18 protein-coding genes are annotated in these 23,290 nt (G+C 74.9%); 12 read left to right on the top strand and 6 right to left on the bottom strand.

What is annotated here, in order from left to right:
• The first annotated feature begins 13 nt into the window (after nt 1–13).
• Both JAO84_RS32545 and JAO84_RS32550 read left to right on the top strand, forming a co-directional pair.
• Nucleotides 14–1,450, top strand: coding sequence for a WGR domain-containing protein (locus JAO84_RS32545; RefSeq protein WP_370416057.1), 1,437 nt, complete (start codon nt 14–16; stop codon nt 1,448–1,450).
• On the top strand, nt 1,447–1,920 hold the full coding sequence (locus JAO84_RS32550; RefSeq protein ID WP_370416058.1) for a hypothetical protein: 474 nt from the start codon (nt 1,447–1,449) through the stop codon (nt 1,918–1,920). The genes JAO84_RS32545 and JAO84_RS32550 overlap by 4 nt, the downstream gene beginning before the upstream one ends.
• 23 nt (nt 1,921–1,943) lie before the next feature.
• On the opposite strand, the gene JAO84_RS32555 is transcribed toward JAO84_RS32550, so the two are convergent.
• From JAO84_RS32555 to JAO84_RS32565, 3 genes are all read right to left on the bottom strand, one after another.
• Nucleotides 1,944–2,366 (bottom strand): DUF350 domain-containing protein, encoded by a 423-nt coding sequence (locus JAO84_RS32555; RefSeq protein ID WP_365758368.1) that lies wholly within the window; start codon nt 2,364–2,366, stop codon nt 1,944–1,946.
• Between the two features lie 144 nt (nt 2,367–2,510).
• Complete coding sequence (locus JAO84_RS32560) at nt 2,511–3,128, bottom strand: HdeD family acid-resistance protein (protein WP_370416059.1); 618 nt, start codon at nt 3,126–3,128, stop codon at nt 2,511–2,513.
• A gap of 64 nt (nt 3,129–3,192) precedes the next feature.
• Nucleotides 3,193–4,578: a dipeptidase gene (locus JAO84_RS32565; RefSeq protein WP_370416060.1), complete on the bottom strand. Its 1,386-nt coding sequence runs from the start codon at nt 4,576–4,578 to the stop codon at nt 3,193–3,195.
• A gap of 209 nt (nt 4,579–4,787) precedes the next feature.
• On the opposite strand from JAO84_RS32565, the gene JAO84_RS32570 reads away from it, so the two are divergent.
• The 3 genes from JAO84_RS32570 (at nt 4,788) to opcA (ending at nt 7,368) form a co-directional block, all read left to right on the top strand.
• Nucleotides 4,788–5,405, top strand: a complete 618-nt coding sequence (locus JAO84_RS32570) for a DoxX family protein (protein WP_370416061.1) — start codon at nt 4,788–4,790, stop codon at nt 5,403–5,405.
• A gap of 3 nt (nt 5,406–5,408) precedes the next feature.
• A complete protein-coding gene (locus JAO84_RS32575) occupies nt 5,409–6,329 on the top strand; it encodes an NADP-dependent oxidoreductase (RefSeq protein ID WP_370416062.1) in 921 nt (306 codons plus the stop codon).
• Nucleotides 6,330–6,456: 127 nt separating this feature from the next.
• A complete protein-coding gene (gene opcA, locus JAO84_RS32580; protein ID WP_370416063.1) occupies nt 6,457–7,368 on the top strand; it encodes a glucose-6-phosphate dehydrogenase assembly protein OpcA in 912 nt (303 codons plus the stop codon).
• A 24-nt stretch (nt 7,369–7,392) separates the two neighbouring features.
• Here the strand turns inward: opcA and JAO84_RS32585 are convergent, their stop codons facing one another.
• Entirely contained in the window at nt 7,393–8,184 is a 792-nt protein-coding gene (locus JAO84_RS32585; protein WP_370416064.1) for a class I SAM-dependent methyltransferase, read from the bottom strand.
• The gene (locus JAO84_RS32590; protein ID WP_370416065.1) at nt 8,181–9,437 is read right to left on the bottom strand and encodes a cytochrome P450; all 1,257 of its coding nucleotides are present in this window, start codon (nt 9,435–9,437) and stop codon (nt 8,181–8,183) included. Before JAO84_RS32590 ends, JAO84_RS32585 begins: the two co-directional genes overlap by 4 nt.
• Nucleotides 9,438–9,641: 204 nt before the next feature.
• Here JAO84_RS32590 and JAO84_RS32595 point away from each other — a divergent pair, with 204 nt between their 5' ends.
• A complete protein-coding gene (locus JAO84_RS32595; RefSeq protein WP_370416066.1) occupies nt 9,642–10,859 on the top strand; it encodes a cytochrome P450 in 1,218 nt (405 codons plus the stop codon).
• 174 nt (nt 10,860–11,033) lie between these two features.
• Here the strand turns inward: JAO84_RS32595 and JAO84_RS32600 are convergent, their stop codons facing one another.
• Nucleotides 11,034–12,167 (bottom strand): winged helix DNA-binding domain-containing protein, encoded by a 1,134-nt coding sequence (locus JAO84_RS32600; RefSeq protein ID WP_370416067.1) that lies wholly within the window; start codon nt 12,165–12,167, stop codon nt 11,034–11,036.
• A 60-nt stretch (nt 12,168–12,227) separates the two neighbouring features.
• Here JAO84_RS32600 and JAO84_RS32605 point away from each other — a divergent pair, with 60 nt between their 5' ends.
• From JAO84_RS32605 to JAO84_RS32630, 6 genes are all read left to right on the top strand, one after another.
• Nucleotides 12,228–12,383: a hypothetical protein gene (locus JAO84_RS32605; protein WP_370416068.1), complete on the top strand. Its 156-nt coding sequence runs from the start codon at nt 12,228–12,230 to the stop codon at nt 12,381–12,383.
• 227 nt (nt 12,384–12,610) lie between these two features.
• Entirely contained in the window at nt 12,611–13,936 is a 1,326-nt protein-coding gene (locus JAO84_RS32610; RefSeq protein WP_370416069.1) for a glycosyltransferase, read from the top strand.
• 137 nt (nt 13,937–14,073) lie between these two features.
• Nucleotides 14,074–15,093 (top strand): alpha/beta hydrolase, encoded by a 1,020-nt coding sequence (locus tag JAO84_RS32615; RefSeq protein ID WP_370416070.1) that lies wholly within the window; start codon nt 14,074–14,076, stop codon nt 15,091–15,093.
• Complete coding sequence (locus JAO84_RS32620; RefSeq protein ID WP_370416071.1) at nt 15,090–17,339, top strand: hypothetical protein; 2,250 nt, start codon at nt 15,090–15,092, stop codon at nt 17,337–17,339. The genes JAO84_RS32615 and JAO84_RS32620 overlap by 4 nt, the downstream gene beginning before the upstream one ends.
• The gene (locus tag JAO84_RS32625) at nt 17,336–18,307 is read left to right on the top strand and encodes an AAA family ATPase (RefSeq protein WP_370416072.1); all 972 of its coding nucleotides are present in this window, start codon (nt 17,336–17,338) and stop codon (nt 18,305–18,307) included. The genes JAO84_RS32620 and JAO84_RS32625 overlap by 4 nt, the downstream gene beginning before the upstream one ends.
• Nucleotides 18,300–23,156 carry a NaeI family type II restriction endonuclease gene (locus JAO84_RS32630; RefSeq protein ID WP_370416073.1) on the top strand — a complete coding sequence of 1,619 codons (4,857 nt, stop codon included), beginning with the start codon at nt 18,300–18,302 and terminating at the stop codon, nt 23,154–23,156. The genes JAO84_RS32625 and JAO84_RS32630 overlap by 8 nt, the downstream gene beginning before the upstream one ends.
• Nucleotides 23,157–23,290: the final 134 nt, after the last annotated feature.

Genomic DNA, 23,290 nt, shown 5'->3' on the forward strand with positions numbered 1-23,290 from the left:
TAGCGTTCTGGGCATGACGACGAAGACCTATCTGGAGCTGTCGCAGGACGGCGGCGGCGCGCACAAGTTCTATGAAGTGACGGTCGACGGCACCGTGGTGTCGGTCCGTTACGGACGGATCGGCGCGGCCGGCCAGACGCAGACCTCGACCTTCGCCACGCCCCAGAAGGCGCAGGCCGCCGCGGCGAAGAAGATAGGGGAGAAGGTGCGCAAGGGGTATGCACCGGCCGTGCAGGGGCAGCGCGCCCCGCGCTCGGTGACCCGCCGCGCCGTGTCCTCCGCGCCGTCCACGGCCCGCGCGGTCGCGCCCGTCCTGTGGCGCTTCCGCACCGGCTCCGCGGCCTTCGGCATCCATGTCGACGACGAGCGCCTGTGGGTGGGCAACCAGGCGGGCGAGGTCTTCACCCTCGGCCACACCGGCGAGGTCCTGGCCCGCTACAGCCTGCCCGACGGCGTGAAGTGCCTGGTCGCCGACGACTTCTGGATCTACGCGGGCTGCGACGACGGCCGGGTCTACGACCTGTCGTCCAAACTGCCCTTCGCCGCCTACGACATCGCCGCCGACGTCGACATCTTCTGGCTGGACATCCACGAGGGCGTGCTCAACGTGGCCGACCGCTCGGGCCGGCTGACCGTCATCGACCACGAGGACGAGTACCAGTGGGCGCAGGGCGGGCGCGGCGAGCACGCCTGGATGGTGCGCGCCGACGGTGACGCGGTCTACTACGGCGACAGCCGCGGCGTCGCGGCCCACGCCCCCGAGGGCGGGCGGGAGCTCTGGCACACGCCCCTGGAGGGCGGGGTCCTCTTCGGCTGGCAGGAGGACACCTCGGTGTACGCGGGCACCGGCCGCCGCAAGGTGCACCGCCTGGCGAAGCGGGACGGCCGGACGGAGGCGGTCTACAGCTGCGACAGCGTGGTGTATTCGTGCGCCACGTCGCCCGGCGGGCGGTTCGTCTTCGCCGGTGACAGCGCCTCGTCGGTCTACTGCTTCGCGGAGGACGGCACCCGGCTGTGGAAGCTGGGCACCGGCGGCGGCTCGGCGCTCTCGATGCAGTACCGCGACGAGCGGCTGTACCTGGTGACCACGGACGGCTCGCTGCTCTGCGTGGACGCGAGCGAGGCGGCCATCGCCGCCGCCCAGGACGGCGACGTCCCGGTCGCCCAGGACGTGAAGCTCGCCGCCGCCCTGCCCACCTACGCACCGGCCACCACGGTCGCCGCCGTCGACGCGGTGAGCAGCGCCCCGGCCGGCTCGATCGTCGTGGAGTGCGTCCAGGAGGGCGGCCGGACCCGGGTCCGGGTGCTGACCGAGGGCTACGACCGGGGGTGGAACGTGCAGTTCCCGCGCGCCATCCGCGAGCCCGGCGCCCGCTACGTGGTCGACGCGCTGCACTCCGCGTCCGGTGGTTTCTACCGGGTGCGCGGCGACATCCGGCGGCTGCTGTGAGCGGCGCCTTCGCCCACGCCACGGGGGACGGGCCGCCGCTGCCGGAGTCCGACGCGGAGCAGCGCTCCCGCGAGGTGCGGGCCGCGTTCGAAGGGCTGCTGCAGATCCGGCGGATGACCGACCGCCGGGGCGGCGACCCGGCCGCCCGGCCCGCCGCCTGGGAGCTGCACCAGCCCGTACGGGCGGTGGCGCTGGCCCTGGAGGCGGCGAGGCAGCCGCCGTCGGCGGTCGACGCGACGGGCGCCCGCGTGGCGACCGGCTACCGGGTCACGCCGGGCGAGCGCCCCGGCACCGCTGTCGTGGAGTGGCTGGGCCCGCCGGGATCCGGTGCGGCCCAGGGGGAGGAGGCGGCCCTGACCGCCTGCGCGGCCGCCCTCGAGCGCCTCGGCTGGGACGCCCTCCTCTACCGGGGCCCGCGCCGCCACCGCCACCTGGAGGTGGAGCCGGCGGACCGGCGCCCGGGATCGTAGGGAGTGGTGCGTCGAGTGCCGCGTCAGGCGATCGAGGCCGAGACGATCGCGGCCACGGCGAGGTTGCAGGACGCCGTCACCCAGACCGCCGGGTGCGGCTCCGGGTCGACCAGGGTCGCGCCGAGCTTGCCGGGGGTGACCAGGTCGACGACGAGGAAGGCGACGCCCATCAGGACGAGCCCGAGCAGACCGAACACGGCCGTGGAGACCAGGCCCTTGGCGAAGTCGTCGTAGGTGGTCCAGATGGCCGTGAAGACGATGCCGCCTATGCCGAGCAGCGCGGAGCTGAGCAGGATCGACGCGTTGCGGTTGCGGTCCTCCCAGATCTGCCGGCCGAGCTTGCCGGGGGTCAGGATGTCGACCAGGACGATGCCGAGGATCAGCAGCACGACGCCGAGGGCGCCGTAGGCGGTGGTCCGGCCGAGGCCGTTGACGATGTCGCTCATGGAAAGCCGGGCTCCGGAGGGAAGTGATCGTGAACGATCGCGGTCAAGGACCGGCAAAATGTAGCGCAGGCCCACCCGGCGGGGGCCGGGTGGGCCTGTTCCCTCACGGATTCCGGGGGCGGCGGCTGCCCCTGCGGAAGGTCTCTAGAGGCCCGGCGGAAGGAGCTTGGCCCGCGACCGCACCATGAAGGCCGTCACGATCTCGACCACGCCGACCGCGACCAGCCAGATGCCGGCGAGCAGGATCAGGACCTCCGCCGAGTCCAGCGGCGAGACGATCAGCACCACACCGGCCAGCGCGCTGATGACACCCAGGAAGATCTGCCAGCCGCGGGCCGGCATCGTCGGATCGGAGGCCGCCGCCACGGTCTGCGTGATGCCGTGGAACAGCCAGCCGATCCCGATCCACAGGGCGAGCAGCAGCACCGACTGCATCGCTCCCCGGAAGCAGAACAGACCGAGCAGGATCGACAGCGCGCCGCTGATGAAGGCCATCACCCGCAGCGCCGTCCGCAGATGGGTGCCGAACGCGGCGACCAGGTGCAGCACACCGCTGATCAGCAGATACAGACCGAACAGCACACCGGCGACGCGCAGCGACTGCCCCGGCCACACCAGGACGAGCACGCCGACGACGAGGGCGATGAGGCCGGAGACCAGCAGCGCCTGCCAGGCCATGCCGGCCAGCAGACCGAGCGGCCCGGGCGGCACGTCCTCCGGCGACGACCGTCCGTACGGCGATTCTTCGTGAGTCTGTGTCATGGCGGAACTCCCTTTCCTTCCCGCCCGCTTCTTCGTGCTTCCTCGCGCTTGGTCTCGCGCCCGCTCAGCGCGGCCGCGCGTACGAGTTCAGGAACAGCGCCTCCGTGAGCGCCATGTGCTCGATCTCGCCCGGATCCACGCTCTCGTTGGGCGCGTGGATGAGGCAGCCGGGCTCCTCCACCCCGATCAGGGCGATCTCCGCCGCCGGGAACTGCGAGGCCAGGACGTTGCACAGCGGGATCGAACCGCCCTGCCCCGACTGGACCATCTCCTTCCCGTACGCCTCGCGGAAGGCGGTGGCCAGCGCCCGGTAGGCGGGCCCGTCGGTGCGCGCCCGGAACGGCTGCCCGGCGCTCTCCGGCTCCACCTCCACCCGCGCCCCCCACGGCGCCGCGGCAAGCAGATGGTCGGTGAGCGCCGCCCGCGCCTGTTCGGCGTCCATGCCCGGCGGTACGCGCAGGCTGACCCGGGCCCGTACCTTCGCCTGCACGGCCGCCGAGGAACCCACCACCGGCGGGCAGTCGATGCCGAGCACCGTCACCGCGGGCCGCGCCCACAGCTCGTCGGCCACCGATCCCGAACCGAGCAGCGACACCCCGTCGAGGGCGCCCACATCGGCCCGGAACTGGTCGGCCGGATAGGCGACGCCGTCCCAGGACCCGTCCGCCGGCAGGCCCTTGATCGTGGTGTTGCCGGCCTCGTCGCGCAGGCTGTCGAGGATCCGTACGAGCGCGGCCAGCGCGTCCGGGGCCGGGCCGCCGAACATGCCCGAGTGCATCTCGCCCTTGAGCGTGGTGACCGTCACGACCACGTTGGCGAGACCGCGCAGCGAGGTCGTGGCCGTCGGCAGACCCAGCGCGAAGTTGCCCGTGTCGCACACCAGCAGGCAGTCCGCTTCGAAGAGTTCGGGTTGTCGCGGCACCAGCTGTTCGAGGCCGCCCGTGCCCTGCTCCTCCGAACCCTCGGCCACGAACTTGAGGTTGACCGGGAAGCCCTTGCCGTTCTTGCCGTCCTCGCCACTGAGCGCCCGCAGCGCCGTCAGATGCATGGCGATGTTGCCCTTGCAGTCCGCGGTGCCCCGCCCGTACCAGCGCCCGTCCCGCTCAGTGAGCTCGAACGGCGGGGTGCGCCACGCGGCGTCGTCGAGCGGCGGCTGTACGTCGTAGTGGCAGTAGAGCAGCACCGTCGGCGCGCCCTCCGGGCCGGGCGCGTGCCCGACCACCGCGTCCGTGCCGTCCGGGGTGGTCACCCGGCGCATGTCGCGCAGCCCGGCCTCCGTGAACGCCCGCACCAGGTAGTCCGCCGTCGCGGCGCACTCCTCGGGCGGGAACTGCCGGGGGTCGGCGACCGAACGCAGCGCGACCAGGCGCGTCAGGTCCTCCTTCGCCCGCGGCATCAGCGCCCGCACCCTGGCGCGCAGCGCCTCGGTCTCGGCGGCATCGGAGCTCATGCGTCGTCCCCACTCTCGTCGGGCCGGCCCGCTGCGGGCCGTCACAGCGCTCTCACTCAAGCACCGGAGGACGAACACGGCAAAAGATGACCTGTATGGAGGAGTCGGGCGTCCAGCCCACCGGCGGTACGGAGCGGATCGGCGCACAGTGGAGGGCGAGAGTGCAGGGCGCGCGCACCCGCCGCACCCGTGTCCCACCGGGAGACGACATGACCGCTTTCAACCGACGCGACCTCGGGCTGCTCGTGCTGCGGGTCGGCACCGGTGCCGTCCTCGCCGCGCACGGCACCCAGAAGCTGCTCGGCTGGTTCGGCGGCGGCGGGATCGAGGGCACCACCAAGGCCATGGAGGCCATGGGCTTCCATCCCGGCCGGGAGAGCGCCGTCGCCGCCGGGCTCGGCGAGGCCGGCGGCGGCCTGATGCTCGCTCTCGGCCTCGCCACCCCGGCGGCCGGCGCCGCCGCGGCGGGCGCCATGGCCGGTGCCGTCGCCGTGCACTACCCGGCCGGCTTCTTCGCCATGGGCGGCGGCTACGAGTACCCCGCCTTCCTCGGCTTCACCGCGGCCGCCCTCGGCGTCACCGGCGCCGGCCGGCTCTCCCTCGACCACGCCACCGGCCACGTCCTGGACCGCCCGTGGGTGGTCGCCACCGCCTTCCTCGGCACCGCGATCGCCGCCGCGGCCGTCGTCAACCGCCGGGCCGACGCCCTCGCCGCCCCCGTGCCGGACGAGGCCGCGCCCGGTGAGGCCGCTCCGGCCGCCGCCGCCGGCCCGGCGGCCGAGGAACCCGAACCCGAGCACGGCACCGCCCGCGAGACGGAGAACTGACCCATGAAGGCCATGGCCATGCCGGAGTACGGCGGCGCCGACGCGCTCACCCTGATGGAACTGCCCGACCCCAAGGTCGCCCCCGGCGAGGTCCTGGTCCAGGTCCGCGCCGCCGGCGTCAACCCGGTCGACTGGAAACTCGCCGCCGGCGGCCTCGACCCGATCATGGTCGGCCACTTCCCGATGATCCCCGGCTGGGACGTCGCCGGAGTCGTCGCGCGCAACGGCCTCGACGCGACCGAGTTCGCCCCCGGCGACGAGGTCGTCGGCTACATCCGCAAGGACAGCGCCGAGCACGGCGCCTACGCCGAACAGGTCGCCGTCCCCGTCCGCATGCTCGCCCGCAAGCCCCGCGCCCTGAGCTGGGCCCAGGCCGGCGGCCTGCCGCTCGCCGGCCTCACCGCCCTCCAGGCCGCCGACCGGGTCGGCTGCGCGGCCGGTGACACCGTCCTCGTACACGCCGCCGCCGGCGGAGTGGGCTCGCTGGCCGTGCAGATCCTGACCGCCCGCGGCGCCCGCGTCATCGGCACCGCGAGCCCCGCCAACCACCGCTTCCTGCTCGACCTGGGCGCCGAACCCGTCGCGTACGGCCCCGGACTCGCCGAGCGGGTCCGCGAGGCGGCCCCCGACGGCGTCGACGCCGCCCTCGACTTCGTCGGCGGCGAGTCCGTCGACGTCTCCGCCGCGCTCCTGCGCGACCCCACCCGGCTCGCCTCCATCACCGACCACCGGGCCGCCGAACTCGGCGGGCATTACGTCTGGGTACGGCCCGACGGCGCCGGACTCGCCACCCTGGCCGACCTCGCCGACGAGGGCCGGCTCACCGTCTTCGTGGAGAAGGAACTGCCGCTGCGCGAGGCCGCGGAGGCCTGGCGGCTCAGCAGCGATGGCCACACCCGGGGCAAGCTGGTCCTGACGGTCTGAGGACGCCATGGACATGGACTCCGAGGCCCGTCTCCCGGGAAGATCCGGAGCCGGTCCGGTGCTACGGGGAGAGAGCAGGGGGAGAGCCGCGCATGCGGGCACGTGACGGAAGGGACCGGTGGCGGTCATGAAGATCGATCTCACGGACACCAACGCCAGCAGCATCAACAAGGCGATCCTGGAGGCCCGGCGCGCCGTCGGCACCCCGGCCGTCGGCGTGGTCCTCACCCTCGTCATCGTCACCGACGAGGAACACGCCTACGACTCCGTGAAGGCCGCCAACGAGGCCTCCCGCGAACACCCTTCGCGCACCCTGGCCGTCATCAAGCGGCGCACCCGCGGCCCGCGAGCCCTGGGCGAGCCCCGGCTCGACGCCGAGATCCGCGTCGGCACCGACGCGGGGGCCGGCGAGACCGTGCTCCTCCGGATGCACGGCGAGGTGACCCGGCGCGCCGACTCCGTCGTCCTGCCCCTGCTCCTGCCGGACGCGCCGGTCGTCGTCTGGTGGCCGGTCGACGCCCCCGAGGTCCCCTCCCGCGACCCGCTCGGCATCCTTGCGCAGCGCCGCATCACCGACACCTACGCCGTCGAGGACCCGCTGGCCGCGCTCGCCGCCCGCGCCGCCTCCTACGCCCCGGGCGACACCGACCTCGCCTGGACCCGGCTCACCCCCTGGCGCTCCCTCCTCGCCGCCGCCCTCGACCAGGCCCGTACGACGGTGACCTCGGCCGCCGTCGAGAGCGAGGCGGAGAACCCCAGCGCCGAACTCCTGGCCCGCTGGTTCGGCGACCGGCTGAACGTCCCGGTCGAGCGCGTCGTCACCGACGGCCCCGTCGTCACCGCCGTCCGCCTGGGCACCCCCGACGGCGAGATCGTCATCGACCGCCCCGACGGCCCGGTCGCCCACCTCGCCATCCCCGGCCAGCCCGACCGCGTCATGGCCCTCAAGGTCCGCACCACCGCCGAACTCATCGCCGAAGAACTCCGCCGCCTGGACCCCGACGAGGCCTACGCCTCTGCCCTCCGCCACGGCGAGTGACGGCCGGGCCCGGCCCCTTTGGCGTCACACCTTGCGGAAGACCATCACGAAATCGGCCATCTCCCGCACCCTGGGGCGCCAGGGTTCCGGGAGGGCCCGGAGGCGGGTGCAGGCGTCGGTGACCAGGGGGAGGTCGGCGGGGTCGATCTGCCAGGCGCCGGTGAAGAGGCGGCCGTCGGCGATGGCGCGGGCCATGCCCTCGGGGGAGACGTGGAAGACGGCGGGGCGCTCGCTCGCCGGGCCCTCGTAGCGGAGGCCGTGCGCGGCGGCGATCGGGGCGAGCAGGCCGGGGGAGTCCTGGCGGGTGCCGTGCGGGTCGAGGCGGTCCTCCAGGGCGCCCACGATGCGGCCGATGTCGTCGGTCGGGCGCATGCCGCGCGCCGGGATCACCAGATAGCGGCCACCGGGCCGCAGCACCCGCGCCACCTCGGCGAACACCGCCCGCGGGTCGGGGCCCGCGTGGAGCAGCCAGGTGGACACCGCCTGGGCGACCGATCCCGTACGGACCGGCAGCCGGCCCGCGTCCCCGACGGCGACCCGGGCGCCGAGCCGGCCGCGGGCGTGCGCCAGCATGCCGGGGGAGAGGTCGACGCCGTACACCCGGTGGCCGCGCGCGGCCAGTTCCGCCGCCACGATCCCCGTGCCCACCCCGATGTCGAGCACCGGCTCGGCCGGGTCGAGCAGCGGGGCCAGCTGTCCGGCGAAGCCCGCCGCCCGGGCGGTCCCGCCCCGCGAGGCGTCGTACGTCGGCGCGATGGCGTCGAAGGCGGCGGTCCCGCTCCCGGCCGGAGCCCCGGCCGGTGCCGCCCCGTTCACGCCCGCCCACCCGTCGCCGCCGCAGGCACCGGCACCGGCGTGAAACTGACCGGGAGCGTCGCCATCCCGCGCAGGATCCCCTCGCGCCGCGTCAGGTCCTCGTCCGGGTCGGTGAGCCGCAGATCGGGGAAGCGGCGCAGCAGCGTGCCCAGCGCGATCCGCGCCTCCGCGCGGGCCAGCGGCGCGCCCAGGCAGAAGTGCATGCCGTGGCCGAAAGCGAGCTGCTGCGGCATCTCCGTGCGCGCCACGTCCAGGAGGTCGGGCCGGTCGAAGCGCGCCGGGTCGCGGTTGGCCGCGGCCAGGCCGATGATGATCATCTCGCCGGCGGGGATGGTGACGCCGCCGATCTCGTACGGATCCACCGTGAACCGCGCGACCCCACGGCTCACCGGCCCCTCGTAGCGCAGCAGCTCCTCGATCGCCCCCGGCAGCAGCCCCGGGTCGTCGCGCAGCGCCGCGAACTGCCCGGGATGGCGAAGCAGCGCGTGCACCCCGTTGGCGATCAGGCTCGCCGTCGTCTCGTGCCCGGCGAGCGTCAACAGGATGGCCATCGCGGTCAGTTCGCGGTCGCTGATCCGCTCCTCTGCCTGCGCCGCGCACAGCGCGCTCAGCAGGTCGTCACGCGGCTCCTTGCGGCGCGCGGCGATCAACGGCTCGTAGAACTCGGTGAGTTCGGCCCGGGCCCGGGCCCCCTTGGCCAGCCGCTCCGGAGTGTTCGGCGGCATGATCAGACCCACCGCGAGCCGCGCGAAGTCCGGCTGCCCCTCGGCGGGGATGCCGATCAGCTCGCTCAGCACCGCCATCGGCAGCGGCAGCGCGAACTCCGCCACCAGATCGGCCGATCCGCGCCCGGCGAAGACGTCCAGGAAGGCATCGGTGTGCGCCTGGATGCGCGGCACCAGCTCCTCGATCCGGCGCGCCGTGAACGCCCGCGACACCAGATTGCGCAGCCGCGTGTGGTCGGCGCCGTCCGCCACCAGCATGCTGGCCATCAGGACGTTGGTGCGCTCCTGGTGGGCCATCTCCTCGGCGAGCCCGTTCACCCCGGCCGGGCTGCTGCTCAGGCGCGGATCGGTGAGCGCCGCCACCGCCTCGTCGTAGCCCGTCACCATCCAGACTTCAAGGGTGGGATTCAGCCGTACCCGCTGTACCACCCCGTGCTCCCGGATCCGCTCGAACAGTGGGTACGGATCCGGCTGTTGGGCGACGTTCAGGGGTACGTCGTGCACGATCGTCCGGCTCTGATCCGACATCCGCCACTCCCCGTGAAGCGTGAGAAAGATCTGGGGCAAGTAGTCATACCAGCCACGGAAGTTGCGTGGTAGCGTCACCGACGATCAGCACGGAGAATTGCCCGCGGAACCGGGATGCCCACCGGCGAAACGTTTGTTCCGCACAGCTCGACCGACAGCATTTGCGGCCTCGAACAGGCCCTACTGCGCAGGGGGAGGCATTTCGTGACACCGGTCGAGAACACCGCGGCAGCCGATCCGATCCTTCGGCTGGCCGACCCGGACCTGCTCCCGAACCCCTACCCGGCATATGCCGAGTTGCGCGAAACCGCCCCTGTCCTCTGGCACGAGCTCCTCGGCTCCTGGGTCCTCACCCGCCACGCCGACTGCCTCGCCGTCCTCACCGACAGCACCCGCTTCGCCTCCGACTGGCGCCGCGCCGGCGAGGACATCCCCGCGCCGCTGCTCAGCGTCCAGACCCTCGACCCGCCCGAGCACACCGCCATCCGGCACCTCCTGCTCGACGGCTTCCGCGCCCAGGACCGGCACGCCCTCCACGAAGGACTCGACCGCGAGGTCAAGGAGCTCCTCGCCGAGCTCGCCGACCGCCCCTCCTTCGACCTCGTCGGCGACCTCGCCGAACCCCTCGGGCTCCGCTTCGTCACCGCCTTCCTCGGCGTGCCCGCCCCCGAACTCGACTGGTTCGTGCCGATGTCCCGCACCGTCGTCGACGGCATGGACGCCGGACTGTGGCCCGAGAAGCACGAACCCGCCGTCGCCGCGCGCGCCGAACTCGCCGCGTACGCCGGCGGCTGGCTCGCCGACCCGCCGGCCGACGGCCTCATCGCGTACGTCGCCGCGCACGCCGACACCAGCGGCGTCGACCCGGCCGTGCTGCGCAACAGCCTGCGCGCCGTCCTCCACGCGGGGTACGAATCCGCCTCCCGGCTCCTCGGCAACGCCGCCGCGGCCCTGCTCACCACCCCCGGTGCCCTCGCCGCCTTCCGCGCGACCGGCCCCGGCCCCGGCGGCACCGGGACCGCCGTCGACGAACTGATCCGCTTCGACGCCCCCGTCCAGGCCGACGCCCGCGTCTGCGTCGCCGACACCGAACTCGGCGGCGTCACCATCAAGGCCGGCGACCCGGTCACCCTGCTCCTCGGCGCGGCCAACCACGACCCGCTGCGCTTCGCCCACCCCACCGAGCTGCGACTCGACCGCGCCCCCAACCCGCACCTCGGGTTCGGCCGCGGGGCCCATGCCTGCCTGGGCGCGTCCATGGCGATCCGGCTCGCCGGATCGGTCCTCGGGACCCTCGCCACGGACCACCCCGGCGCACGGGCGGTCGCGGAACCACACCACCGGCGCAACCTCACCCTGCGCGGACTCGACCGCTTCGAGGTGACGCTGCGCCCCGCCACGGGGGAGGAGGTCAGGTCATGAAGTACTGGCACTGAGTCGCGCCCCGCACGCCCTGGTGAATGCCCGCACGCCCTTCACCGCAGCAGGAGGAGGTACGGACATGAAGTACTGGCACTGACGCACCTGAGCACCGTATGACCCACGGCCCCCACGCCCCCGTGGCGCGGGGGCCGCGGCCCGTCGCCCTCGCGGCGGCTACCCCGGGAGCAGCCGCACCCGCCCGGCCGGCAGCTTCGCCCACCAGTGGCCGTACCGCCGCCCGTACAGCTCCGGATCGCGCCCGGCGAGCAGCGCGCACAGCGAGCGCGCCTCCTCGGCCAGCTCCTCCCACGCCCGCGCGGGCAGCTCCTCGAAGGCCGTCGCCTCGATCCCGCCCTCGGCCGGCCGCCACACCCCTGCCACCCGCCCGTCGACCAGCAGCGTCGGCAGTACGTCGCCGTTCACCCGGATCACCGTCCGCCGCAGCTCCGGCGGCACCAGCCGGCTTCGGTCCGCGTACGCCAGGAGTACGCTGTCCCACATCCCGAGCAGCCGCGCCGGCGCGGGCGTCGCCCCGTCCGGCCGCACCGCCCCCACCAGGTCGAACAACTCCTCCCCGGCGGGACCTTCGAGCCGCTCCACCGCACCGTCCAGCTCGCCGAGCGCCCACCGCACCGGCGCCCGCTTGACCATGCCGAACTGCGCCACGTCCGCCACCGACGCCGGACCGAAGCCCTCCAGACAGCGCACGACCAGCCGGCGCAGCGCCTCCGGCGCCCCCTCCGGACCCTCCGGCAGCGGACCGCTCCCTGCCGCCACGTACGACGGCCGGTCGCTGAACGACCAAGGGCCGCCGGTCGGATGGTGATGCAGCGGCGCGTACCCCTTCAGCCCCCACCACGCCCCGTCCCGCGCCGCGGCCCCCACCCGCTCCTCCACCCAGGCCTTCATCTCCGCGCTGCCCCGCGGCACGCTCGCGAACTCGACAAGCCCCGGCACCAGCGCCCGCACCTCCGCCGGCGGCAGCCCCGTCCGGCTGCCCAGCTTGGCGGCGTACAGCGTCGGCTGCAGCGCCTCCCGGAAGACCGGATAGTCCTCGGCGTGCACCGCGTGCAGCGTGATCCGCATCAGGGTCGCCTTCACCACCGCCCGCTCCGCGAACGCCGCGTCGAGCTCCGCCGGATCGAACCCCACGATCCGGTTCCACAAGGCCACATACGGCGACCCCGGCAGCTGCGCCTGCAGCGCCACCACCCGCCGCACCCCTTCGGCGACATCCAGCGGGGCGCGCTCCAGGAGCAGTTGACGGTGCAGGGTGGACCGGTTGAGTTCCCGCGCGGTGATCTTCACGACGCCCATTCTCCCCGGTGCGGGGCCCGGCCGGCCGTCGGCGCTCGCGAGGGACGGCTCGTGTATACCTTGTGGAGAGTCGCCACGGCCGAATTCGCCCCGGCGGAGATCACCGAACAGGTCCGGACCGCCGTCACCGAAGGGCTCTGGCCGCTCGTACGGATCGGGCTCACCGGGCGCCCGCCCGTCGCCGAAACCGTCGCCGAGGTCTTCTAGCGCCTCGGCATCGACGGAGAACGCGCCGCGCACTACCGCCGGCTGCTCGAGGAACGCGCCGCTTCCAGGGGCCGGCGCTGGAAGTCCCCGACTTGTCCCCGTAGCCGCACCTGACCCGGCCGACGCGCCGCGTCCCGCCAACCCTTCGCCACCACGTTTCCGCAGTTCGTACGCTCGCTACGCGCGTCATCCCGTCGCGCGCACCGCACCCAGGGGGATCCGCCGCCATGACCAAGGTTCTCGTCGCCGCCACGCCCGTCTCCGGGCACCACGGCCCGCTGCTCCGCATCGCGAGCCACCTCGCCGCCGCCGGACACGAGGTCGTCTTCCTCGGCGGCGCCCGCTTCGCCGAGGAAGTACGGGCCGCCGGACCGGAGTTCCGCGCCCTGCCGGAGGAAGCCGACTACGACGACCGGGACTTCTCCGCCCGGTTCCCCGAGCGGGCCCACGTGCCCGCCGGACCGGCGCAGACCATGTGGGACGTCATGCACGTCTTCGGCGACCCGACACCCCATCAGCACCGCGCCCTGCGGGAGATCCTGGCCGACTTCCCGGCCACCGCCGTCCTCTACGACAACCTCTTCTTCGGCGGCGTCGCGCTCTCCCTGGCAGACGCGCCGGACCGCCGCCCCACCACGTACAGCGTCGGCATCTCCCCGCTCGGCGTGGAGAGCCGGGACACCGCGCCCCATGTGCTCGGACTGCTGCCGCCCGTCGACGACGCCCAGCGGGCCGAGTACGCGGCGATCGCCGCCCGCATGGCCGAGCAGCGCGCCCCGCTCCTCACCCATCTGCGGGCCTGCTTCGACGCGGCCGGGGCGCCGCTGCCCGAGGGGCCGCTCGGGCGGACGCTGACCGACTCGGCCGACGTCTTCCTGCAGCTGACCGTGCCCGGCTTCGAGTATCCGCGCGGCGACCAGCCCGCCGGCGTCCGCTTCGTCGGCGCGATCCCGATCCCCGCCGCCGACGGGCAGCGCCGGCCCGCCTGGTGGCCCGAGCTCGAACGGGCCCGCGCGGCGGGCAGGCGGATCGTCGTCACCACCCAGGGCACCCTCGCCAACACCGAGTTGAACCGGCTCGTCGTCCCCACCGTGCGCGCCCTCGCCGACCGCCCGGACGTCCTCGTCGTGGCCGCCACCGGCCGCCCCGACGCCGCCGAGCAGTGCGCCGCCGCCCTCGCGCCCGCACCCGTGCCCGGCAACGCGATCGTCGCCGGCTTCGTCCCCTTCGCCGAACTCCTCCCGCTCGCCGACCTGTTGGTCACCAACGGCGGCTACGGCGGCACCCAGGCCGCCCTCGCCCACGGCGTCCCGCTCGTCGTCGCCGGCGACACCGAGGACAAGCCGGAGGTCGCCGCCCGCGTCGAATGGACCGGCACCGGCGTCAACCTGCGCACCGCCGACCCCTCCGACCCCGTCCTGCGCGAGGCCGTCGACACCGTCCTCGACACGCCGACCTACCGGGAGCGGGCCACCGCCCTCGCCAAGGAGTACGCGGCCCACGACGCCCTCGCCCTCATCGACGAGCTGGTCAGCGCCCCCGACCGGAGCTGAGGACCCCGCGGCCGGACCCTTCCGGCCAAGCTGCCCGGGGGAGTTGGCCGAGATCGTACGGTCGGCCCCCAGGCGGCTTGCCCCCGCCCGCCGCACCGGACAGGATCACCCGGAACACCATGTCGAACGGGGGAGCAATGAAGCCTCGCCTGGTCTTCGTCCACGGCATCGGCGGGCCCCGCGACGCCGCCGCCGAGCTGGACGAATGGCTGCGCGCGGTCGCCGCGGGCGCCCGTGCCGCCGGCCACTCCGCGCAGGTCTCGGGCCTCACCGGCGGCTGGGCGGCGGACGCCCGCTTCGCGTACTACGGCGACCTGTTCCGTACCGCCGGAGCACAGGGCGGCGGTGCCCCGGCACCCTCCTCCGTAAAGGCGGCCGGCCCGGCGGACTCCCCGGACGACGAGCTGCTCGCCGCCCTGCTTCTCGAAGCCGTCGACGAACGCCTCGCCGAACCGACCGCGCTCGCCCCCGCCGAGACCGCCGCGCTGCGCGCCGCCCGCACCCGGCTCGCCCCGCCCGCCGGAGCCCAGGGCGCCGGCGCGCCCGCCCGGCGCGTCGTCAACGCCGTCACCAGCCTGCTCGCCGTCCCCGGGCTGCGCGCCCTCGGCGGCTGGCTCAGCGCTCGCACCACCGCGGGCATGCTCGGCCAGGTCGCCCGCTACCTCAACCGCGCCGAGTCCGACGGCACCACCACCCTCGACCAGCGGATCCGCGCCCGCGTCGCCGACTGCCTCGACCCGCACGGCCCCAACGTCGTCGTCGCCCACTCCCTCGGCACCGTCGTCGCCCTGGAGACCCTGCACGAACAGGCCGCCACCGCGGGTGCCCCGGGCGCCGAACACCCCGTGGACGTACCGCTGTTCCTCACCCTCGGCTCGCCCCTCGGTATCCGCACCGCCGTCGGCCCGCGGGTCCGCCCGCACCTCGGCACCCCCGACAACGTCGGCCGCTGGCTCAACTTCTGGGACCGCGACGACCTCGTCGCCGCCCGCCCCCGCCTGGAGGACTTCGTCAAGCCGAACGCCGCCGCCGTCGCCCCCACCAGCCACCGGGTCGACTCCGACGGCGCCTGGGTGCACCCCGCCGCCAAGTACCTGGCACAGCCCGCCGTCGCCGGCCCCCTCGTCGAAGCGCTCACGACGCTCGCGGAGCGATGACCGGACCCCGCCATGTGCTGGTGATCGGGGCCCAGTGCCCCGGCCTCGGCCTGCTCGACGGCCTCGAGACGGCCGCCCGCTCCCTGCACGACACCCTCGTCAGCCCATGGGCGGGCGCCTGCGCCGAGACCCCGGAGCACGGGACGACCCTGCTGTACGGCCCCGGGCTCACCCGCGAGACCGTCGAGAAGGAGGTACGGCGGGCGGGCCGCGCCGCCGCCGACGCGGGCGCCGTCCTCGTGCTCGCCCTCCTCGGCCACGGCATGGCCGCCGGCACCCGGCTCCACTACATGGCCGAGGACTCGCGCGACGAGGACCCGCTGAGCGCCGTCGACGTCGGCTCGCTGCTCGGCGACCTCCTCGACACCACCGGACTCGACGGACTCGTCGCCCTCGTCGACACCTGCCACGCCGGCAACGCCGTGCCCGACCTGGACTCCCTCGCCGGCGGCATCCGCCGCGGCGACACCCGCCTCTCCCTCCTCATGGCCGCCGGCGCCGACGAGGAGGCGTACGGGCTGCGCTTCAGCAGCACCGTCGTCAAGGTGCTGAGGGAGGGGATCGCCGAGGCCGGGGAGATCCTGACCGCCGAGGACGTCGTGCTCGCCGTCCGCAAGGACGGCGGCGCGCTCGGCCAGCGGGCTCAGTGGACCGGCTACGACGGCGCGGAGCTCGTCACCACCCGGCTGTGGCTCGCCCGCAACGCCCGCCATCCCGTCCACGCCCGTCACGCCGGCCACGGCGGCTCCCTGCTCGGCCCGCTCGCCCGCGCCGAACTCGCCCGGGCCCTGGGGCCGTTGAGGCCGGACGTCGGCGGCGATGCGGGGGAGGGGTGCGACGCTCCCGTCGACCTGGTCGACGCGGTGCGCCACCCGCGCGACCTCGTGGCCCTGCGGGACCGGCTCCCGGAACTCCCCGGGCCCGCACGCCAGTGGGCCACCGGCGTCCTCGACGCCCTGCGGGACGCCGTCCGCACCCTCGCCCTCCTGGAGGCCTGGCCCGGCAGCGACCTCACCACCGCGCTCCTGCGCCGTACCCTCGCCGCCGTCAGGACCGGCCTCGGCGACGGCGCCGGGCCCGCGCCCGCCGAGCCCCTGCCGGACTCCACCGGCACCGAACTCCTCCGCGACACCGTCGAGTACCTGCTGCTGCGCGCCCCGCGCGCGGGCCGGAGCCGCACCGCACCCCTCGCCGCGTTCCTCGCCCGGCTCGCCCGCGACACCGGCGTCGACCCGCAGGACCCGGCCCTGCGCGCCTCGGCCAAGGACACCGGCGCCGTCATCGACCTCAACGACGCCTTCGCCCGGCTCGCCGACACCACCGCCGAACTGCGCCTCCGGCTCGTCGTCAGCCTCCACTCCGCGATCGGCGACGAATGGCCGGAGACCCTGGAGACCTGGCTCCTCGACGGCGGAACCGTCCGCCACCGCGAGGAGTTCCCCTGCGCCGCCCAGGACCGCACCGGCACCGAACGCGCCCTCTTCGTCGCCCTGCGCTGGGCCACCCGGCAGGCCAAACTCCTCGAAGCGCCGCTGCGCCGCGTCGAGATCGCCGCCCCCGCCCCGCTGCTCGCCACCTGGCGCCCCGAGGAGGCCGAGATCGGCCGCCGCCTCGGCACCCTCTACGACGTCGTCCTGCGCTGGAGCGACCGGATCCAGCCGCCCGACCACCTGTTCTGGATCAACGACCACGCCCGCGGCATCCTCAAGACCCTCGACGAGAGCCCCGACGGGCGCCGTGTCGACTGGCTCGGCGAGGGCGACACCCGCCGCGCCGCCGACCTGCGCGCCCGCCTCATGGACGCGCCGCCCACCCGCGCCGTCGCCCTCGCCCACCGCCCCGCCCAGCTCAGCGGCCTGATGGAGACCCTGCTGGCCTCCTCGCCGATCCTCCTGTGGCCCGACGAGGACCCCGAGGCCCCGCCGGCACCCCCTGCCGTACGCCGCTCCGTCGACGCCCACTGGCACCAGCTGCCCGGCGCCTTCAGCCACGCCTACCGCGCGAAGTGGAGCGCCCGCACGAACGGGACGGAAGTCCCGCCGCCCGCACCCGACGGCCCCGTCGCCGCCCTGCACCACCTCGCCGGCCTGCGCACCGTCTGGGACGGCACCGAATGGCTCGACTTCTGCGACTGGTTCGAGCAGTACGCCTACCGCAGTGACCCGCACGACGATCGCGACTGGGGTCGGACCGCGGCGGTCCCGCCGGGGCCGCGGCACCCGACGGACCGGGAGGAACACGCATGACCTGGCAGCCCTTCTACGCGGGCCACGGCACCCCGCCCGCGCGCGCCGAGGACCGGGTCGCCCTGCCGCCCGCCCCGCCCTGGCGCGAGTTCCCGCGCCGCTCCCTGCACCGGCAGTTCGTGCCGCCGGCCGGCCTCGTCGAGGCCGTCAACGCCGCGCTCGCGCTGCGCCGCCCGCTGCTCGTCACCGGACCCGCCGGCTCCGGCAAGTCCACCGTCATCGAACAGGTCGCCGCCGAACTCGACCTCGGCACCGTGCTGCGCTGGCACATCACCTCCCGCAGCGCCCTCACCGACGCCCTCTACCGCTACGACGCCCTCGGCCGCATCCACGCCCAGCGCCTCCAGGCCCCCGACGGCACGGCGACCGGCGGCGCAGCCCCCGGCGGCGACGACATCGCCCCCTTCCTGCGCATGGGCCCCCTCGGCACCGCCCTGCTCCCCGCTGAACGCCCCCGCGCCCTCCTCATCGACGAGATCGACAAGAGCGACCTCGACCTGCCCAGCGACCTCCTCGACGTCCTGGAACGCGGCGAGTTCGAGATCCCCGAACTCGCCCGCTACGGCACCGACGTCGTCGCCGTACGCGAGTGGCAGGGCGACACCCATCACGAGGTCCGGCGCGGCCGGGTCCAGTGCACCGAGTTCCCCTTCATCGTCATGACCAGCAACGGCGAACGCGACTTCCCCGCCGCCTTCCTGCGCCGCTGCGTCCGCTACACCATGCCCCTGCCCACCCCCGAGACCCTGCTGCGCATCGTCGAGGCCCACATGGGCACCGAGCAGGCCGGCACCGCCGAGGCCGGCCGGCTCGTCAGCGCCTTCCTGGAACGGCTCGGCGCCGGCGAGAGCCTCGCCGTCGACCAGCTCCTCAACGCCGTCCACCTCCTCGCCGGCACCGATGCCCCCGACGAGGCCCGCCGCCAGGCCGTCGAGGACCTCATCCTGCGCGAGCTCTCCCATGCCTGAACCCCTGCCACGGCTGCTCGCCGCCCTGCGCACCGCCGCCCCCGAACTGGACGGCACCGCGCTGGCGGAAGCGCTGTGGCTGGCCGCCCAGCGGGCCGCCGCCGAGGACGCGGGCGCCGGCCCCCGGCCCGTACGCGATCCCTCCACCGACGCCGAAGACGGCGACGGCGACAGGAGTACGGGCCGGGCCGGGCGGCAGCGCCCCGTACCGCCCGCCACCGACCCCGACCGCACCCCCGGCCGCCCCGGCGGCACCACCCCGCCGTCCCGCACCGCCCCCGACGACGCACGCCCCGACGGGACCACCGCCCGCCCCCTGCACGAGCGGCTCCCCGGCAGCGCCACCGCCGTCCACGGCCAGGCCGTCGCCGCACCCCACTCCGGCGGCCTGCCCCGCGCCCTGGAACTCACCCGCGCCCTGCGCCCCTGGAAGCGGCGCTGGCCCGAAGGCCGCGGCAGCGCCCTCGACATCGACGCCACCGTCGACGGCTACGCCCGCAGCGGCGAGCTGATCCCGGTCCTGACAGCCGCGCCCGAGCGCTGGTTCGACCTCGTCCTCGTCGTCGACCGCTCGCCCGGCATGCGGGTGTGGACCGAGACCGTCGCCGAGTTCACCGCCGTCCTCGACCGCCTCGGCGCCTTCCGCACCCTCCAGGTCACCGACCTCACCTTCGACGAGCGCGGCGCGCCCCGCGCCCCCGGCCCGCTGCGCGCCGCCGACGGGCGGCGCGTGGTCATGGTCGTCTCCGACTGCATGGCCGAGGCCTGGCGCCGCCCCGAGGTCTGGCACCTCCTGCGCGACTGGGCCGGCGCTCACCCCACCGCCCTGCTCAACCCGCTCCCCACCAAACTCTGGCGGCGCGGCGGCCTCAACCTCCCCACCAGCCGCTTCACCCCCGCCGCCCCCGGCAGCCACCGCAGCCGCGTCCCCGTCGAACCCCCGGCCCTCGCCCTCGCGCCCGGCAGCGCCGACGACGGCGAGGGCGCGGGCGCGGGCGGGGTCGAGGGCGAGTGGCTGCCCGTCCCCGTCCTCTCCCTCACCCCGCACTCCCTCGGCCGCTGGTCGCACACCCTCATGCGCGCCGACCCGGACGGCTGCACCGCCGTCCTGGTCCCCCCGACCGGCCGCCCCACCCCGCTCGGCCCCGCTCGGCCCCCGGCGACCCCGCTCCCGCCCGCCGAACGCACCCGCCGCTTCCTCCGCACCGCCTCCCCACGAGCCGCCCGACTCGCCGTTCTCTGTTCCGCGTTCGACCGGTTCAGCCTGCGCCTGCTGCACCTCGTGCGGGCCCAACTGGTGCCGGACGCGGCGCTCGCGGACGTGGCCGAGGTCGTCACCAGCGGCGTCTTCGACGTCGTCGACGAGGGCGGCGACCTCGTCGAACTCGTCCTCCCACCCGACGCCCAGGCCGTCCTTCGCGAACACCTCCCGACCCACGAGGTCTGGGCCCTCCACCAGGCCCTCGACCAGCACCTCGCCAACCGCGGGACCGGCCGCACCCGGCTGCCCTCCGTCGCCCGGGGCGACGGCGAGGGCGCGCGGTCGCTCGCGGCGGAACGGGCCGCGTTCGCCCGGGCGTCGCGGCGGACGCTGGAGCTGCTGGGGTTGGCGGAGCCGGAGCCGGGTGCTGATCCTGCGGCCGATCCGGGGCCCGTCGTGGACCTGCCGCCGGCGCCGGAGCCGTACGTGGGGCACGGCGAGCTCCTGGAGCGGCTGGCCCATGATGTCTTCACCGACGGCCGCCGCCGGATCGTGTGGATCACCGCGCAGGAGGGGGTCCCCGGCGCCGGACGCACCGCGCTGGCCCTCGCCGTGGGCCATCGCGTGGCCGCGGACTTTCCCGACGGTGTGCACTTCGTGCCGCTACGGGCCTCCGGCCGCCGCCCCGTGGATCCGCTGGCGGCGCTGCTCGGGCTGCTCGCCGACATGGGCGGCAAGACGGGAGAGGGCTCGTCCGAGACCGTCAGGGAGTGTGCGGATGCCGTCCTCGACCTGCTGCGCGGCCGTCGTGTCCTCCTGCTCCTGGACGACGTCGGCGACGACCACTTCGTCGGCATGCTCGCGGCCGAACTGCCGGAGGGCTGCGCGATCCTCGTGACCTCGCGAGGGCTGCCGACCGCCGGATGGTCCAACCAGTTCGTGGTGGAGCTCCCGCCTCTGGCAGGTGAAGACGCGAACCGGCTGCTGGCGGCGGGCCTGCAGAAAGTGGGGGGAGGGAAGTGGTGGCCGCTCAGCCTGCGCATTCTGGGTGCCGCGCTGCGCTCCCCCCTCGCCGAGCCGCGAACGCGTCACCTTCTCGGCGAGGCCAGGGACAGCGGGGCGGTCATCGGGCCCGAGACCGCCGTCCGTCACGTACTCGATCACTCGGTCTTCGGGCTCGTCGGCGTCCTCGTCCGGCTGGTGGAGGCCACGACCGGAGAGTTCACGTCGGCGGAAGCCTCCGCCGTCCTGGACGTCGCCCCCGACCGAGTGTCCGAGCACCTCGAAGGTCTCGTGAACGAGCGGATGCTCGAACCCGCGTGGCGGGGGCGCCACGCCTTCCCCACCGTCGTGTACGAGGAGATCGCGCGCCGACCCGGCTACGACGAGCGGCGCGAGCTGTCCCGGGCCCGTATCGCGGAGTTCCACCGCCGCGCCGCCGCCGGCTTCCACCGCGCCCGCCACCCCGACAGCCTCCTCCCGGAACTTCTCGGCATCGTGCCCCTCGCCGTACCCCACCCCGAGGTCTGGGTGCCCAACGCCCTCGCGTCCCCGGCGGTCGACGCCGACACCCTGCTCCTGCTCCAGGACGTGGGCTCCACGCCCCTCTACCGTGTTCGCTTCGCCTACGCCGCGCTCCGCCACATCTCCTCGTCCGGCACCGGCACCGGCAATGGCCCTGGCGCCGCCCGTGCCGTGCTCGCCCTCGCGAGCTCCCTCTACCGGGTCGGACGGCACGAGGAGGCGTGGGAGGCCCTGCACCATGTCAGCTCCACCGTCCTGGAGGCCGACAGCGCGACCTACGGCCATTCCTCGTTGCTTCGCGCCCAACTGGCCGTGGCCGTCCGACCGGACCGTGCACGTGACGCGGCGGTCTGGGCCAGAGTCGCGGTGGCTCGCCTGAACCGCACCTCCTCGGAGTACGTCGACGCCCTTCTGTGCCTCGAAGCCCTGGCCGCCGTCACCGACGAGGATGACCAACTACTCCTGGTTCAGGAGAAGGTGATCGCCCACCTCCGATCGTGGCGACGCCACGCCGAGGAGGCACGGGCACTCGTCCGGATGGCCGGCACACAGTTGCGCCTCGGGCGGCGGGCCGAAGTGGAGGCGGCGGCCGAGCGCGCCCTCGCCCTGCTCGACGGCGCCGACGGGCCCGACGACGCGGCCACCCGCGAGGCCGCCCTGCGCCTGCGCCGCGAGGCGGGCGCCCCGCCGCGCGAGCCCATCGTGATCGCGCTGCGCGCCGCCGCCCCCACCCGGCTGCTCGCCCCCACCGTCCGCGCCCTGCTCGCCGACCTCTCCTTCCTCGGTCCGCTCGGCGCCCAGGCCCACACCCTCGACGACGACCTCGTCCTGCTCGTCGACGGCGCCACCCCCCTCGCCCGCCTCCTCCTCGCCCTCGTGGAGCGCCTGCCGCTCCGGCTCGACCGCGCCGCCGTGCGCCTCGCGGTCCACAAGGGGCCGGTGCTGGGCGACCCGGAGGACGACGTGGGCGTCGAGTACACCCGTACGATGCTGCGCTCGGCCGAGTTCGGACGGGTGCGCGCCAACTACCCGGACGACGTGGTGCTGTGCGTCTCACCCGAGGCGTACGAGACGCTGTCCGGCGAGGAGGCGGCCGGTGACGGCTCGCTGGCGGGCACCTATAGCCCGCGCGAGGTGCGCAGCTCGTCCGGCGACGTGGTGTGCGTGATCCTGATCCCGCGCGTCGACCTCTCGGCGTACGACGCCCAACTCATGGAACTGGCCCGGGTGTTCAACGAGCTCGACCCGGACGGCTCGACCCTGGCCGGGCTCGTCAGGGACGCCCTCGACACCGTGCTCGATCCGCGCACCACGGGCCGCTTCGACCCGGAGCTGCTGACGGATGCCGAACGCGAGCGGGTGGCGGGAGAACTGGCGCGGGCTCTCGACCGGGGGGTGTTCCCGTTCCGGGCCGGCGGGCCGGGCGGGCTGCTGTGGGAGCGGCCCCAGGGAACGGTACGGCTCGGCGTGCGGGTGCGGGCGTACGCGCCGCCGCGCATCGCCGAGGCGCTGCCGGTCCTGAGCGAGGACGGCACGCCGTACCTCCTCGTGTACGCCGAAGACGCGCGCGCCCGCTGGTCGGCCGGGCTCGTCCGGGGCCGCTACGGGCGGCTGAACCCGGGTACCACCCTCTGGCTGCACCGCGACGCGTCCTTCCCCGAGAACGTGCTGCTCTCCCTGCCCGAGCGGATCCGCGAGGCGATCCTCCGGCCGTCCGACGACGTGGGCCGGGTCGCCGAGCTCTTCGGCCGGGTCCGTCTCCGTACCGTCCCCGGTACCGCGCTCCGCCCCCTCGTCGCCGACCAGGAGCGCGACCGGGACAGAGACCGGGACAGAGACCGGGAGCGCTCCATGGAGCGTGTCGTGCGCCTGGCCGGGCGGGCGCTGCGCGACGAGGGCGTGCTGCTGCTTGCCGGAAACCCGCGCGGCCGGGCCATGGCCGAGGCCCTGAAGCTCCCCCTACCGCCGCCCGGCAGCTACCTCAGCGCACCCCTCACCCGCCGCCTCCCCGCCCACGAGGGCCGGCCCGCGGTCGTCGTCGACGGCGTGTCATGGGTCGTCGCCCAGGACGGGGACACTCTCGCTTCCCTGCCACCGGGCTTCCCCGGCCTCCGGCTGCGCTGACCTCGGCACCGCCCCGCGTGAGTCACCTCACCTGCGCAAACGTTCCTCGGGCAAATCTTCACCAGAACCGCGCGCCCTTGCCGCGCGTCCTGCTCTACGGTGCAATCAGGCCATCGCAGGGTCATCGGAGGACC

Source organism: Streptomyces fradiae (assembly GCF_041270065.1).
In the GTDB taxonomy this organism is placed as follows: domain Bacteria; phylum Actinomycetota; class Actinomycetes; order Streptomycetales; family Streptomycetaceae; genus Streptomyces.